The sequence below is a fragment of the Micromonospora sp. CPCC 205546 genome (genome assembly GCF_036902715.1).
Lineage (GTDB): Bacteria > Actinomycetota > Actinomycetes > Mycobacteriales > Micromonosporaceae > Micromonospora.
In genome coordinates, this window is the sequence record NZ_JBAKHL010000053.1 from 30,974 (window position 1) to 45,088 (window position 14,115).

General features: G+C 72.5%; 14 protein-coding genes and 1 pseudogene. 5 read left to right on the forward strand and 10 right to left on the reverse strand.

What is annotated here, in order from left to right; genetic code table 11:
* Positions 1-49: 49 nt before the first annotated feature.
* Positions 50-811 carry an SDR family NAD(P)-dependent oxidoreductase gene (locus V6U77_RS22430; RefSeq protein ID WP_151452820.1) on the forward strand — a complete coding sequence of 254 codons (762 nt, stop codon included), beginning with the start codon at positions 50-52 and terminating at the stop codon, positions 809-811.
* Positions 812-985: 174 nt separating this feature from the next.
* Here V6U77_RS22430 and V6U77_RS22435 read toward each other — a convergent pair whose 3' ends face one another.
* From V6U77_RS22435 to hrcA, 3 genes are all read right to left on the reverse strand, one after another.
* The gene (locus V6U77_RS22435) at positions 986-1,720 is read right to left on the reverse strand and encodes a 16S rRNA (uracil(1498)-N(3))-methyltransferase (protein ID WP_334608552.1); all 735 of its coding nucleotides are present in this window, start codon (positions 1,718-1,720) and stop codon (positions 986-988) included.
* Between the two features lie 50 nt (positions 1,721-1,770).
* Entirely contained in the window at positions 1,771-2,916 is a 1,146-nt protein-coding gene (gene dnaJ / locus V6U77_RS22440; protein ID WP_334608578.1) for a molecular chaperone DnaJ, read from the reverse strand.
* Positions 2,917-2,989: 73 nt separating this feature from the next.
* Positions 2,990-4,012 carry a heat-inducible transcriptional repressor HrcA gene (hrcA, locus tag V6U77_RS22445; RefSeq protein WP_334608553.1) on the reverse strand — a complete coding sequence of 341 codons (1,023 nt, stop codon included), beginning with the start codon at positions 4,010-4,012 and terminating at the stop codon, positions 2,990-2,992.
* A gap of 232 nt (positions 4,013-4,244) precedes the next feature.
* On the opposite strand from hrcA, the gene V6U77_RS22450 reads away from it, so the two are divergent.
* Positions 4,245-4,943, forward strand: a complete 699-nt coding sequence (locus tag V6U77_RS22450) for a DUF4870 domain-containing protein (protein WP_334608554.1) — start codon at positions 4,245-4,247, stop codon at positions 4,941-4,943.
* Positions 4,944-4,983: 40 nt separating this feature from the next.
* Here V6U77_RS22450 and hemW read toward each other — a convergent pair whose 3' ends face one another.
* Positions 4,984-6,207, reverse strand: coding sequence for a radical SAM family heme chaperone HemW (gene hemW, locus V6U77_RS22455; RefSeq protein WP_334608555.1), 1,224 nt, complete (start codon positions 6,205-6,207; stop codon positions 4,984-4,986).
* Positions 6,208-6,227: 20 nt separating this feature from the next.
* On the opposite strand from hemW, the gene V6U77_RS22460 reads away from it, so the two are divergent.
* The 3 genes from V6U77_RS22460 to V6U77_RS22470 all read left to right on the forward strand — a co-directional run bounded on the left by V6U77_RS22460 (position 6,228) and on the right by V6U77_RS22470 (position 9,151).
* Positions 6,228-7,037 carry an enoyl-CoA hydratase-related protein gene (locus V6U77_RS22460; RefSeq protein ID WP_334608557.1) on the forward strand — a complete coding sequence of 270 codons (810 nt, stop codon included), beginning with the start codon at positions 6,228-6,230 and terminating at the stop codon, positions 7,035-7,037.
* Positions 7,038-7,167: 130 nt separating this feature from the next.
* Positions 7,168-8,028 (forward strand): hypothetical protein, encoded by an 861-nt coding sequence (locus tag V6U77_RS22465; protein ID WP_334608559.1) that lies wholly within the window; start codon positions 7,168-7,170, stop codon positions 8,026-8,028.
* Between the two features lie 187 nt (positions 8,029-8,215).
* Positions 8,216-9,151, forward strand: a complete 936-nt coding sequence (locus V6U77_RS22470) for a phytanoyl-CoA dioxygenase family protein (protein WP_088998884.1) — start codon at positions 8,216-8,218, stop codon at positions 9,149-9,151.
* An 81-nt stretch (positions 9,152-9,232) separates the two neighbouring features.
* Here V6U77_RS22470 and V6U77_RS22475 read toward each other — a convergent pair whose 3' ends face one another.
* From V6U77_RS22475 to V6U77_RS22500, 6 genes and pseudogenes are all read right to left on the reverse strand, one after another.
* A complete protein-coding gene (locus tag V6U77_RS22475) occupies positions 9,233-9,874 on the reverse strand; it encodes an MOSC domain-containing protein (protein WP_334608561.1) in 642 nt (213 codons plus the stop codon).
* A 101-nt stretch (positions 9,875-9,975) separates the two neighbouring features.
* On the reverse strand, positions 9,976-10,833 hold the full coding sequence (locus V6U77_RS22480; protein WP_334608563.1) for a carbohydrate ABC transporter permease: 858 nt from the start codon (positions 10,831-10,833) through the stop codon (positions 9,976-9,978).
* Entirely contained in the window at positions 10,830-11,816 is a 987-nt protein-coding gene (locus V6U77_RS22485) for a carbohydrate ABC transporter permease (RefSeq protein ID WP_334608565.1), read from the reverse strand. The genes V6U77_RS22480 and V6U77_RS22485 overlap by 4 nt, the downstream gene beginning before the upstream one ends.
* Entirely contained in the window at positions 11,813-13,102 is a 1,290-nt protein-coding gene (locus tag V6U77_RS22490; RefSeq protein ID WP_334608567.1) for a sugar ABC transporter substrate-binding protein, read from the reverse strand. Before V6U77_RS22490 ends, V6U77_RS22485 begins: the two co-directional genes overlap by 4 nt.
* A gap of 231 nt (positions 13,103-13,333) precedes the next feature.
* Positions 13,334-13,621, reverse strand: a complete 288-nt coding sequence (locus tag V6U77_RS22495; protein WP_334608569.1) for a GlsB/YeaQ/YmgE family stress response membrane protein — start codon at positions 13,619-13,621, stop codon at positions 13,334-13,336.
* 381 nt (positions 13,622-14,002) lie between these two features.
* Positions 14,003-14,115: pseudogene (locus V6U77_RS22500) on the reverse strand (GlsB/YeaQ/YmgE family stress response membrane protein); the annotation flags it as partial.

Consider the following 14,115-nt stretch of genomic DNA (forward strand, 5'->3'; position numbering starts at 1 on the left):
GGGTCCCTTGCCGGCGGCGGGGCCGGGGCGGTCGGGCATGATGGCCGACGTGACTTCACGGGCGGTACTGGTGACGGGGGCCTCGCGCGGCATCGGGCGGGCGGTGGCGACCGCTTTCGCGGCCGGCGGCGACCGGGTGGCGATCCACCACCGGGACTCGGCGGAGCTGGCCGAGGGGCTACGCGCCGAACTGCCCGGCGAGGGCCACGTGGTGGTGCGCGCCGACCTGACCGACCCGGACGCCGTACGGGCGATGGTCGACGAGGCGGCCGGCCTGCTCGGCGGGCTCGACGTGCTGGTCAACAACGCCGGGGTGTACGGCGAGCGGGACGCCCCGCACCCGGTCTTCGGCGCCTCCTACGAGCAGTGGCGCGCGCAGTGGCGGCAGGTGCTGGAGACCAACCTGACCGGCGCGGGCAACGTCATCTGGTGCGCCGCGCAGCACATGCGCGACCGGGGCGGCCGGATCGTCAACGTCTCCTCCCGGGGCGCCTTCCGGGGCGAGCCGGAGCAGCCGGCGTACGGGGCGAGCAAGGCGGGGCTGAACGCGCTGGGGCAGTCCCTGGCGGTGGCCCTCGCCCCGTACGGCATCACGATCGCCACGGTCGCCCCGGGCTTCGTGGAGACCGACATGACCACCGGACACCTGAGTGGGGAGCGGGGCGCCGCCATCCGGGCGCAGAGCCCGTTCAACCGGGTGGCCCGCCCCGAGGAGATCGCCGCCGCCGTGCACTGGCTCGCCTCCCCGCAGGCGGAGTGGGCCTCCGGCACCATCGTCGACCTCAACGGCGCGTCCTACCTGCGCAGCTGACCCTGCCGGACCGGCGGCACCCACCCCGGCCCCGGCCCCGCCGGGTTCTCGGCGATCATGCAGTTGTGGTGCCTGACGAAAGGCGCGAAAACGCCCGTCCTGCCCACCACAACTGCATGATCGACCCGGGGTGGCGGGGCGGGGTCGACCCGGGGTGGGTGGGTTTGGGTTTGGTCACCAGTGGCCGAGGCGGGTGGCCAGGACGCTGAGGGCGGCCACCCCGGCGGTGGACGTACGCAGCACCGAGGGCCCCAGGCGCACCGGCCGGGCGCCGGCCTCGGTGAAGGCGGTCAGCTCGGCCTCGGCGATGCCGCCCTCCGGGCCGACGACCAGCACGACCTCACCGGCGGCGGGCAGCTCGACGGTGGTCAGCCGCTCACTCGCCTCCTCGTGCAGGACGAACGCCGCGGCGGCGCCGGCGATCCGGCGGGCCACCGTCGCGGTGGACTCGTCGGGGGCGCCGGCCACCACCGGCAGCCACGACCGGCGGGCCTGCTTCGCCGCCTCCCGGGCCGTCGCCACCCACTTCTCCCGCGCCCGTACGCCCCGGTCGCCGCGCCACTGCGCCACCGAGCGGGACGCCGCCCAGGGCACGATCTCGTCCACCCCGACCTCGGTCATCGCCTGCACGGCCAACTCGCCCCGGTCGCCCTTGGCGATGCCCTGCACCACCACCAGACGTGGGACGGACGCGTCGACGTACCCCCGGGAGGTGATCTCGAGGTCGAGGGTGCCCCGGCCGACGGCCGTGACCACCGCGGACGCGGTGCCGCCCCGGCCGTCGGCGAGCAGCAACTCCTCGCCGACGCGCAGCCGTTGCACGGTGGCGGCGTGGTGCCCCTCGGGGCCGTCGAGGGTCAGTCGGTCGGCGGCGGGCAGCGGGTCGAGCAGGAACAGCGGCGCGGACACGACGATCAGGCTAGCCGCCCGGCGGGCGCCGGGGCGGTCAGGCGGCCGGGTCAGGCGTGGCCGTTGAAGGCGTCGCGCATCCGCGAGAAGAAGCCGCCCTGCTTGCTGAGCTCGGCGACCTCCTCGCCCCGGGTCTTGGCGAAGTCGCGCAGCATCTTCTCCTGGTCGGCGTCGAGCTTGGTCGGGGTGCGCACGTCGAGGTGGACGTAGAGGTCACCCCGGCCGGTGCCGCGCAGGTGCGGCACGCCCCGGGCGCGCAGCCGCAGCGTGCTGCCCGGCTGGGTGCCGGCCTTGACGTCGACCGTCTCCTCGCTGTCCAGCGTCTTGATGGTCAGCCGCGTGCCGAGGGCCGCCGCGGTCATCGGCACCGTGACCCGGCAGTGCAGGTCGTCGCCCTTGCGGGAGTAGACGTCGTGCGGCCGTTCGTGGATCTCCACGTAGAGATCGCCGGCCGTGCCGCCGCCCGGGCCGACCTCGCCCTGCTGGGCGAGCCGGATGCGCATGCCGTCCTCGACACCGGCCGGGATCTTGACCGTCAGCGAGCGCCGGGTGCGGACGCGGCCGTCGCCGGCGCAGGTCGGGCACGGGTGCGGGATGGTGGTGCCGTGCCCCTGGCAGACCGTGCACGGCCGGGCGGAGACCACCTGACCGAGGAAGGTGCGCTGCACGGACTGCACCTCGCCCCGGCCGGCGCACGCCTCGCAGGTGGCCAGGTGGGTGCCGGCCGCCGTGCCGGCGCCGGAGCAGGTGGTGCAGAGCACGGCGGTGTCGACGGTGATCGGCGCCTCGACGCCGAACGCGGTCTCGTGCAGGTCCAGCTCCAGCCGCAGGATCGCGTCGGCGCCGGGCCGGGTCCGCGGTCGCGGGCCCCGCGAACCGCCGGCCGCGCCGCCGAAGAAGGCATCCATGATGTCCTGGAAGCCGACGAACGGTCCGGCGCCGCCGGGACCGCCCGGGCCTCCCGCGCCCCCGCCGCCGGGGGCGAGCGGGTCGCCGCCCAGGTCGACGATCTGCCGTTTCCGGTCGTCCGAGAGGACCTCGTACGCGGCGTTGATGTCCTTGAACTTCTCCTGGGCCTCCGGATCCGGATTCACGTCCGGGTGGAACTGTCGCGCCAGCTTTCGGTAGGCGCGCTTGATCTCGTCGTCGGAGGCTTCCCGGCTCACCCCGAGAATGCCGTAGTAGTCCCTGGCCACTGCGTTCCGTGTCCTCATGTTCGTCTCGCGTTGCGCCGGTCGGCGGCCGGAGCCGGCCGTCGGCCCTGACTGGTCAGTTCTGGGCCAGCAGCTCGCCCACGTAGCGTGCCACGGCCCGCACCGTGGCGATGGTGCCGGGGTAGTCCATCCGGGTCGGCCCGAGCACACCGAGCCCGCCGACGCTGGTCGCGCCCGGCCCGTAGCCGGTGCTGACCACCGAGGCGGCGCGCAGGTTGTCGATCTCGTTCTCGTCGCCGATCAGCACCCGCGTCGTGCTCGGCTCCGCCTCGCCGATGAGCTTGAGCATGACGACCTCCTCCTCCAGCGCCTCCAGGATGGGGCGCAGGGAGCCCTGGAAGTCGAGCAGGCCGCCGCGGGTCAGGTTGGCCGTGCCGGCCAGCGCGATCCGCTCCTCGTGCCGCTCGATCAGCGTCTCGAGCAGCACGGTGGAGAGGGTGGTCATGGCCGGACGCAGGTGCGGCACGGCCTCCTCGACCAGCGCCTGCACCAGCGGCGGGGTCTCCGACAGCCGGGTGCCGACCAGCTTCTCGTTGACCAGCCGGCGCAGGTCCGTGACGTCGTCGGCGGGGATCGGCGCGGGCAGTTCGACCAGCCGCTGCTCGACCCGGCCGGTGTCGGCGATCATGACCAGCATCAGCCGGGTGGTGGAGATCGGCACGAGCTCCAGGTGGCGCACCGAGGATCGGGCCAGGCTCGGGTACTGCACGACGGCGACCTGCCGGGTGAGTTGCGCCAACAGCCGGACCGTGCGGTGCACCACGTCGTCGAGGTCGACGGCGCCGACCAGGAACCGCTCGATCGCCCGGCGCTCGGCCGGGCTGAGCGGCTTCACCCGGGACAGCCGGTCCACGAAGAGCCGGTAGCCCCGGTCGGTGGGCACCCGGCCGGCGCTGGTGTGCGGCTGGCGGATGTAGCCCTCCTCCTCCAGCACGGCCATGTCGTTGCGGACGGTCGCCGGCGAGACCCCCAGTTGGTGTCGCTCGACCAGCGCCTTGCTGCCGACGGGCTCCTGCGTGGCGACGTAGTCCTCGACGATCGCGCGCAGCACGGCGAGCTTGCGGTCGTCGAGACCCATCCTCCCCACCTCCTGTCGCACGTCGGCACCGGCACACGGGGCCGGAGCGGGCTGCTGGCACTCGACTGTAGCGAGTGCCAGTCTACGTCGGCGGGGCCGCCGGCGCGATGATCGACCTGGGGCGATCAGTCAGATCGGCGACCGCGCGACACCACCCGGCAGCGGTCATTTCGGACGTCCCGACCGGTGTCGCGCTGGTGCCGCCTTGCCGGCTGCCCCTACCGTGACCTTCATGACTGAACCACCTCGCCCTCCCGGAGCGGGGGACCCCGGCTTCCCGCCGGACCCCACCGCTCCGTCGGGGGTTCCCGGCCACGCCGGCAGCGGCGACCCCACCGCACCACTGTCCGGGGCGCCGGGCCCGGGCAGCCATCCTCCACCCGGTGACTATCCGCCGCCCACCGGCGACCAGCCGTCGTCGGGCGGCTACCCTCCGCCCGGCGACTACCCCCCGCCCGGTGGCTTCCCCCCGCCCGGTGGCTACGGCCCGCCCGGCGACTATCCCCCGCCCGGCGGCTACGGCCCGCCCGGGGCCGGCTATCCGGCCGGTGGCGGCTACGCACCGCCGACGGGCGGCTACGCCAGCAACGACGACAAGAACTGGGCCCTGATCGCCCACTTCGGCGGCGCGGCCGGCGTGATCGTCGGCGGCGGCCTGCTCGGCTGGTTGGCGCCGCTCATCGCGCTGATGGCCCGGGGGCAGCAGTCGCCGACCGCCCGGGCGCACGCCGTCGCGGCGCTGAACTTCCAGCTCACCTGGACGATCGTCGGGGTGCTGAGCTGGGTGGTCACGCTGATCACCTGCGGGGTGCTGTTCTTCGTCCCGATGCTCGTCTGGCTGGTGCCGCTGATCTTCGGCATCGTCGGCGGCGTCAAGGCCAACGAGGGCGTGCTCTACCGCTACCCGATGACCTACGCCTTCACCAGGTGACCCGGGTCGGCCGCTCCCCCGGCCGGCCCCGGCACGCGGTTCACGGCAGCAGGTCGCGCACGACCGCGTCGGCGAGCAGCCGGCCCCGCAGGGTCAGCACGGCCCGCCCGGCCGCGTGCCCATCGGCGGCCAGCAGCCCGGCGGCCAGGGCCCGCGCGGCGCCCGCCCGGCCGGCCTCGTCCAGGGCGTCCAGGGGCAGCCCGGAGGCGAGGCGCAGCCGGAGCATGACGTCCTCCATGTGCGCCTCGTCGGCGGTGAGCACCTCCCGGGCCAGGCCGGGCGACCCGCCGGCGGCCAGCCGCTTCGCGTACGTCGTGGGGTGCTTGACGTTCCACCAGCGCACGCCGCCCACGTGGCTGTGCGCCCCGGGGCCGAGGCCCCACCAGTCGGCGCCGGTCCAGTAGAGCAGGTTGTGCCGGCACCGGGCCGCCTCGTCGCGGGCCCAGTTCGACACCTCGTACCAGGAGAGACCGGCCGCGCCGAGGGCGGCCTCCGCGGCGAGGTAGCGGTCCGCGGCGACGTCGTCGGAGGGGTACGGCAGCTCGCCGCGCCGCATCCGCGTGGCCAGCCGGGTGCCGTCCTCCACGATCAGGGCGTACGCGCTGACGTGGTCCACCCCGGCGGCCACGACCTGGTCCAGCGAGGCGGCGAAGTCGGCCTCGCTCTCCCCCGGCGTGCCGTAGATCAGGTCCAGGTTGACGTGGTCGAAGCCGGCGTCGCGCGCCTCGCGGGCGGCGGCGACGGCCCGGCCGGCGCTGTGCGTGCGGTCGAGGATCGCCAGCACCCCCGGCGCGGCGGACTGCATGCCCAGCGAGATGCGGGTGTAGCCGGCGGCCCGCAGCGCCTTGAGCGACTGCGGCGTGACCGACTCGGGGTTGGCCTCGGTGCTCACCTCCGCGTCGGGCGCGAGCCCCCATGTGCGGTCGATGCCGTCGAGGATCCGGGCCAGGTCGTCGGCGGGGAGCAGGGTCGGGGTGCCGCCGCCGACGAAGACCGTGTCGACCCGCGGTGGCGGGGCGTCGCCCAGCACCCGGCGGGCGAGCGCCAGCTCGGCCAGCACGGTGTCGGCGTACTCCTCCCGGCTCGCCCCGCCGCCCAGCTCGGCGGAGGTGTACGTGTTGAAGTCGCAGTAGCCGCAGCGGCTGGCGCAGAACGGCACGTGCACGTACACGCCGAAACCGCGCGCGCCGACGGCACGGGTGGCGGTGGCGGGCAGCGACCCGTCGACGGGGACGGTTTCGCCTTCTGGAAGGACGCCGGGCATGGCCACTAGTGTGCCCTTCCATGACCTCTCCCGACGTGCTCGTGCGGGCCGCCACGGCCCGTGGGGTGACCACCCTCACCCTGGACAGCCCGCACAACCGCAACGCGCTCTCCACGCCGCTGATGACCCAGCTGCTGGCCGGCCTCGCCGAGGCGGTCGCCGACGACGCCGTACGCGTGATCGTGCTCGACCACGCCGGCCCGGTCTTCTGCTCCGGGGCGGACCTGAAGGAGACGGCCGCCGCGTACGCCAGCGGGACCGTGCCGGCCGGGATGCTCGGCGACGTGCTCGCGGCGGTCTGGGAGTGCCCGAAGCCGGTGGTGGCGAGGGTGGCCGGGCCCGCGCGGGCCGGCGGCCTCGGCCTGATCGCGGCGGCCGACCTGGCGGTGTGCGCGCGGGAGGCGACGTTCGCCTTCACCGAGGTGCGCATCGGTGTGGTGCCGGCGGTGATCTCCGCGACCGTGCTGCCCCGGCTGCACCCCCGCGCGGCGGCCGAGCTCTACCTGACCGGCGACACCTTCGACGGCGGGCGGGCGGCCGAGATCGGCCTGGTGACCGCCGCCGTGCCGGCGGACGGACTGGACGCGGCGGTTGCGGGGTACTGCGACTCTCTGGTGCGGGGGGCACCGGGCGCGCTGGCCGGGGCGAAGCAGTTGCTGCGCCGGCCGCCCGCCACGGACCTGCGGTCGGAGATCGCCGCGCTGTCCACCCTCTCGACCGGATACTTCCTGTCGGAGGAGGGGCGCGAGGGCGTGCTGGCGTTCCGGGAGAAGCGGCCGGCGCGCTGGGTGCCGGCCGACGGCGACGCCACGGCGGGCGACGGCCGATAGCGGGGACCGCGGGCGTGGCACCGTCCGCCCGGCGGCCGGCCGGTGCCACGCCGGGTGGTCGCGCAGAACCGGTCGGACGACCCGGAAGGCAACACGGGGGACGTACGCTTGTCGGACTGTCGATCAGGGGGTGTGGGTGCGTACTCGCGCAGTCGTGGCGGGCGGCGTCGCCCTCGTCGTCCTCGCCGCGGTCGGGATCTGGATCGTCGTCCGGCAGGTGGGCGGACAGCTGCGACTTCCCCTGGCCAGCCGGACGTGCACGGTGCAGGCGGACGGCCGGGTGTCCCTGGACGCCGACCAGATGGCAAACGCGGCGACGATCGCGGCCATCGGCATCCAGCGCAAGATGCCCGAGCGGGCCGTCGTCGTCGCGCTGGCCACGGCCTACCAGGAATCCGGCCTGCGCAACCTCACCGGCGGCGACCGCGACTCGGTCGGCCTGTTCCAGCAGCGCCCGAGCCAGGGCTGGGGCACCCCGGAGCAGATCCGCGATCCCCGCTACGCGGCCGGCAAGTTCTACGCAGGGCTCAAGAAGGTGCGCGGCTGGGAGCAGATGCGGGTCACCGACGCGGCGCAGAAGGTGCAGCGCTCGGCCTTCCCGGAGGCATACCAGAAGTGGGCGGACGAGTCCGAGGTGCTGACCCGGGCCCTGGTCGGGCACGCCACCGGGGCGGTCGCCTGCACGGTGGGCCGCGACCCGGCGATGCGCGGCGAGGCGGCGGCGAGCGCGCTGACCCGGGGCCTGACCCTGGACTGGGGCCTGGCCGGCGCGAGCACCGTGGCGGACCTGACGGGCCTGACGGTCCCGGCCGCCGACGAGCGCCGGGGCTGGCGGTACGCGCACTGGCTGGTCTCCCACGCCCAGGACCACGGCGTGAAGCGGGTGCGCTTCGGCGACCTGGAGTGGACGGCGCGCGGCGGCACCTGGAACCGCACCGACGACGCCGCAGCCGACGGCCGGGTGGTCGCCGAGGTCTTCGCCGAGGCGTAGTGGCCTCGATTTCCTTACCGGCAGTCACCGCGCAAACCGGCATTTCCGCCCACAATCCACATTCAGCTCCTCTCTCGTGACCTTTCGTCACCACCTGGCTTCCGACGGTCGGGACACGACCGCGCACGCCCCCGGGGAGTACCTGACCCCGGAACCCGCGCGTTACGATCGGCGACCTGTGCGAGCAATGGTTTCGCCTCATGGGGAGGGGTACGTCGAGGTGTTCGACTACGGCGACCGGACCGGTTACGAACCGATCAGTGACACCGACCGCAAGGAGTTCCACGAGCAGGGCTTCCTCCTGCTGCGCAACGTCCTGACGGAGGACCACCGGGCGGCGCTGGAGGCGGCGGTGGACCGCGTCTACGCCGAGGAGCAGGCGAAGGGCACCACCACCAAGGACGGCACCCTGCACCTGCTGGGCTTCCTGGAGCGCGACGAGCTCTTCGGCGACCTGCTGACCCACCCGATCGCCTTCCCGTACATGTGGGGCCTGGCCGGCTGGAACATCTACACCCACCACAACCACCTGGACGTCACCCCGCCGGCGGCGGAGCCGGAGAAGCCCTACTGGGGGTGGCACCAGGACGGCTACCGGCAGAACTCCGACCCGGAGACGATGGACCCGAACCTGCCCCGGCCGATGTTCTCGCTCAAGGTGGCGTACGTGCTCTCCGACCTGTCGGAGAAGGGCCGGGGCGCCACCAAGGTGATCCCGGGCAGCCACCTGTGGAACTCGCTGCCCCGCCCGGAGGACACCTCCGTGCACAACCCGGACCCCGAGGGCACGGTGGAGATCACCGCCAACCCGGGCGACGCCTTCATCTTCGACCGCCGCCAGTGGCACTCGCGGTCGACGAACCTGTCGACCATCACCCGCAAGATGCTCTTCGTCGGCTACACCTATCGGTGGATCCGGCCGCTGGACGAGCTGCACATCGACAAGGACGGCGAGTGGTGGGCCAACCGCACGCCGGTGCAGCGCCAGCTCTGCGGTGAGGGCACCCACACCGCCAACTACTGGGGCATCAACTGGGACGGCTACATCGACGACGAGATCCCGCTGCGCAAGGAGCTCAAGCAGCGCGGTCTGCTCGACCGCAGCGTGCCCTGGCTGCGCTGAGCAGCCGGTCGCGCCGAGCCGACGCCGGACGGGCCCCCTCCCCCACGGGACGGGGCCCGTTCCCGTTCATCCGCCGCGCCGTCAGCTCCGCGCGGCGAGCCGGCGGCGCACCTTCTCCCGGGTCGACTCGGGCAGGTCCGGTGCGTCGAGCAGCCGGGGCAGCAGCTCCGGCTCCAGGCTCAGGGCCCGGAACACCTCGCCGATCGTCACCCCGTGCGCGGGCCGGTCCACCACCTCGACCGGGTCCCCCGCGCCGACCTCTCCCTCGCGCAACACCCGCAGGTAGGCCCCGGGCGTCGCCCGCGCCGTGAACCGCCTGATCAGGTCGGGCATGCCCCAGAAGCCGGCGAACGTGGTGCACGGGGTGCGCGGCTTGGTCACCTGGAGCAGCGCCGAGCCGACCGCCCACTGCTCACCGATCACGGCGCCGGTCACGTCCACCGCGTAGGTGGTCAGGTTCTCGCCGAAGCCGCCGGGGCGGATGCTCCGGCCGATCTCCCCCGCCCACCAGGACGCGTCCTCCTCGGCGTACACGTAGACCGCCTGGTCCGGACCGCCGTGGTGGGCGCGTTCGCCGATGAAGTCGCCAGCCACCCCGTCGGCGCGCAGCAGCACCTGGCCGTCGACCGGCCGCTTGTCGATGCCGCTGCGGCCGCTCGCGTCGCCCGCCCATTCCGCCTCGGTCACCACGGCGATGTTCACCGAAGCCAGCCTGCCCGTCATGGCGGTCAGCCTAGCCCGCACCCCGGATGCCCCGGTGCCCCGAGGAAGGCCCCTCGCCGGGGCCCGGCGAGGCCCCACGGTTCGCTGGTGCCGCGCGGCGGTCAGCCCTTGACGGCTCCGGCCACCAGCCCGGAGACCATCCGCCGCTGCACGAGCAGGAAGAAGACGATCACGGGCAGGGTGAACAGCGTGGAGGCCGCCATCACCGGGCCCCAGGCGGTGTCGTCGCGGCCGAAGAAGAACGTCATCGCGACCGGCAGCGTGTAGCTCTCCTGGTCGTTGATGAAGGTCAGCGCGAAGATCAGCTCGTTCCAGGCGGTGATGAAGGAGAAGATGCTGGTGGCCACCAGTCCGGGCGCCACCAGCGGGAAGAGGACCTTGCGGAAGGTCTGCGCTCGGGTGGCCCCGTCGATGGCGGCGGCCTCCTCCAGCTCCTTGGGCACCGCGGCGACGAAGCCGCGCAGCATCCAGACCGCGAAGGGCAGCGAGAAGCCGAGGTAGGTGAGGATCAGGCTGGGCAGGGTGTTGTAGAGCCCCAGCCGCTGGATCATCAGGAACAGCGGGATGACCAGCGCCTCCAGCGGGATCATCTGCACCACCAGCAGCATGATCAGGAAGGTGGTCCGCAGCTTGAAGCGGAACCGGGCCACCGCGGTGGCGGCCAGCAGGGCCACCAGGCCGCTGAGCACCACGGTGGAGACCGCGACCAGCACGCTGTTGAGGAAGAAGTCGGCGAAGGTGACGCCCGGGATCAGGTTGCCGGTGAGGATCTGCCGGTAGTGCTCCAGGGTGGGCTCGCCGGGCACCGGCCGGGGGGTGGACGAGAAGATCTCCGAGCTCGGCTTCAGCGAGGTCGCGATCATCCAGTAGACCGGGAACGCGGCGAAGAGCGCCACCAGCAGCCCCGCGCCGTTGAGGGCGAGCCGCTTCGCGCTCCCGCCGCCTCCGCGTCGCGTCACGCGTCCTCCTCCTGCTTGAGCACCATGCGGACGTAGAGGCCGGTCACCACCAGCAGGATCAGGGTGAGGATCACCGCGATCGCGGCGCCGAGGCCGTACTTGGGCGGGGGCGAGAACGCCTCCGCGTACGAGTAGATCGACAGCATGAACGTCGGCCGGTCCTGCGTGCCGCCGGCGAGCACGAACTGCTGGGTGAAGACCTTGAAGTCCCAGATGGTGGAGAGCACGATCAGGATTCCGAAGACCGGCCGCAGCAGCGGGAAGGTGATCCTCCAGAACACCTTCCACGGTCCGGCCCCGTCGACGCGGGCCGCCTCGTGCAGCTCGCTCGGCACGCTCTTGAGGCCGGCGAGCACGCTGACCGCGATGAACGGGAACGAGTGCCAGACCACCACCAGGGTCAGGATCGTGAAGAACATCAGGGGCGAGTTGAACCAGCCGTAGCCGGTCCAGTCGCTGCGCCCGAAGAGGCTCTGCGACAGCCCGTCGGGCAGCGCGTTGAACAGCCAGGTGACCAGGCCGCTGGTGTCGTCGAAGATCCATTTCCAGACGATCGTGCCGGTCAGCGCCGGGGTGGCCCAGGCCAGCATCACGCAACTGGCCACGAAGGCGGCCATCCTCCTGCCGAGCCGGTTGAGCAGCAGGCCGACCAGGGTGCCCAGGACCATGGTGAGCACGACGTTGGCCACGGCGAAGAGGACGGTGTTGCGCAGCACCGTCAGGAAGAACGGATCGCTGAGGATCTCGGCGTAGTTGCCGAAGCCCACCCACGGCCACTCGCGGTCGCCGCGCAACTGTCGGACGTTGTTGAGCCGGTGGAAGGACATCACCACCACCTGGCCGAGCGGCCAGAGCAGCAGCACTCCGATGATCACCAGGCAGGGCAGGAGCAGCAGGTAGGGCAGGCGGTCCACCCGGCGACGCCGCCGCGCGGGGGTCTCCCGCGCGGCGGCCGTCTCCGGCGCCTCGGTCAGCGTCGTCACTTGGCGTTGAGGATGCTTTCCATCTCCGCGGCCGCGTCGGCGGTAGCCTTCTCGACCGTCTTCTGACCCTTCATGACCGAGCTGTTCATCGCCTGGGTCACCGTCTTGGTCCGGCTGACCTCCACCCACTTCGGGGTGAGCGGCGTGAGCTTGGTGTTCTGCATCGTGGTGGCGAACGCCGCCATGATCTTGTCGCTGGCGTACTTGTCGCCACCGACCAGGTCCTTGTAGACCGGGAAGAAGCCGAGGCTGTCGGCGAACGCCTGGTCGTTCTTCTTGTTCAGCAGCACGGTCAGGTAGTCCCAGGCGAGGTCCTGACGCTCGCTGTCCTTCCAGATCGCGACGTCGGAACCGCCGGCGAACCCGGGTGCCGCCTTGCCGTCGGGACCGGGGATCGGGAACGTGCCCCAGACCTTCTCGATCTCCGGGTTGTCCTTCTTGATGGCGCCCTGCTGCCAGCTGCCGCCGAAGGCCATCGCGGCCTTGCCGGTGGCGAACTGGGTGCGGGCGTCGATCTCGTTCCAGCCCGCGGCGGCCGGCGGGGCGACCTTGTGCACGGTCACCATGTCGGTCCAGAACTTGACGGCCTTCTGCGCCTCCGGCGTGTTGTAGCCGGACTTCCAGGAGTCGCCCTGCTTGGTGGCGATCTCCGCGCCGGCACCCCAGAGGAACGAGTAGAACGGCAGCTCCGAGTTGCCCGGCAGGGCGATGCCGTAGGTGCCCGGCTTCTTGGCCTGCACGGTCTTGGCGGCGGAGACCAGTTCGTCCCAGTTGGTCGGCGGCTTCACGCCCGCCTCGGCGAACCAGTCGGTGCGGTAGTACATCCCCCGCACGCCGGCGTACCACGGCACGCCGTACTGCTTGCCGTCGAGCTGGGCGTTCTTGACCAGGTCGGGCAGGATGTCCTTGCCCTCGGTCCAGCCGTTCATCCGGTCGGTCACGTCGGCCAGGGCCTCCTGCGCCGCCCAGCCCTGGGTCTCGGTGTTGCCCAGTTCCGTGACGTCCGGTCCCTCGCCGCCGGCGAGGGCGGCCTGGAACTTCTTCGGCGCCTCGAGCCAGGGGATGTACTGGACCACCACGTCCGTGTCCGGGTGCTTCTGCCGGAACTCGGTCTCGACGCCGTCGAGGAACTTGGTCTGCGCCTCGCTGCCCTCGCCCATCATCCAGACCGTGAGCTTGCTGTTGTCGGCGGCCTTGTCGTCATCGGAGCCACCACAACCGGCCAGCACCATCGCGGCCGAGGCCACGACGGCGGTGACCGGGGCCAGCCGCTTCCACCTGTTCACGCCACATCTCCCTCGCGCCGCTTGGCACTAACCTTCTCCGCCGCACCTTAGTAGGAAAAATTCCTTTACGACAGTGGGCGGTTGGCGAAAGACAGGCGACGGTACCGCAGCCGGTCGATCACGCGCCGTCGGGCGCGGAGGCGAAAACCGGGCGCACCAGGACGATCGCAGGCATACGCGAAACGGGCGCCCGACCTGTCGGTCGGACGCCCGTCGAGCGCGGTACGGGGATTACCGGTGGGTGACGCTGCGACGACGACCCACACCGGCGACCAGCGCCACGGCGATCGCAGCCAGCACGACCTGCACCAGCAGCTCGCCCCAGTCGATGCCGGAGGTCTCGGTGGCGATACCCATCGCCCGAGCCAGCACGGTGCCCAGCAACGCCGCACCCACACCGATCAGCATGTGCAGCCACATCGGCATGTTCTGGCGGCCCGGCACGAGCAGACGACCCAGAGCGCCGATGATAAGACCAACGATGAGCGCGGTGACGATGCCCCAAACGGTGAGCTCCACGTCGCCCTCCTCCTTCAAAAAGAATCAGATCCACGGTTCGTGGTGTTCCTGTCGTGACCGCTAAGTTCCCGACCCGCTCAAAACCCAAACCGACTTTTCCGGGACACGGTTCCGAGGCAGGCCCAGACCGGACTCCGACCCCGGACGCGGGACACCCACGGGCACCGCTCGACGCCGGGAGGCGCCCCACGCACCGCCCCCGGAGCCGGACCGACCCGGGGGCCGGCCGGTGGACCCGCATCCGCCACGACGGCGCCCGGGGCGCCCACACAGGCCACACCCGGAGCGGCCGAGCGCGCGCCGGCAGGGATCATGAGCTGGGCGTACGCGAAACGGGCGCCCGACCTGTCGGTCGGACGCCCGTCGAGCGCGGTACGGGGATTACCGGTGGGTGACGCTGCGGCGACGACCCACACCGGCGACCAGCGCCACGGCGATCGCAGCCAGCACGACCTGCACCAGCAGCTCGCCCCAGTCGATGCCGGAGGTCTCGG

Coding starts and splice junctions, on each gene's coding strand:
- V6U77_RS22475 (WP_334608561.1), bottom strand. CDS start 9,874: ATGACGGGCAGGCTGGCTTCGGTGAACATCGCCGTGGTGACCGAGGCG.
- V6U77_RS22470 (WP_088998884.1), top strand. CDS start 8,216: ATGGTTTCGCCTCATGGGGAGGGGTACGTCGAGGTGTTCGACTACGGC.
- hemW (WP_334608555.1), bottom strand. CDS start 6,207: ATGCCCGGCGTCCTTCCAGAAGGCGAAACCGTCCCCGTCGACGGGTCG.
- V6U77_RS22450 (WP_334608554.1), top strand. CDS start 4,245: ATGACTGAACCACCTCGCCCTCCCGGAGCGGGGGACCCCGGCTTCCCG.
- hrcA (WP_334608553.1), bottom strand. CDS start 4,012: ATGGGTCTCGACGACCGCAAGCTCGCCGTGCTGCGCGCGATCGTCGAG.
- V6U77_RS22460 (WP_334608557.1), top strand. CDS start 6,228: ATGACCTCTCCCGACGTGCTCGTGCGGGCCGCCACGGCCCGTGGGGTG.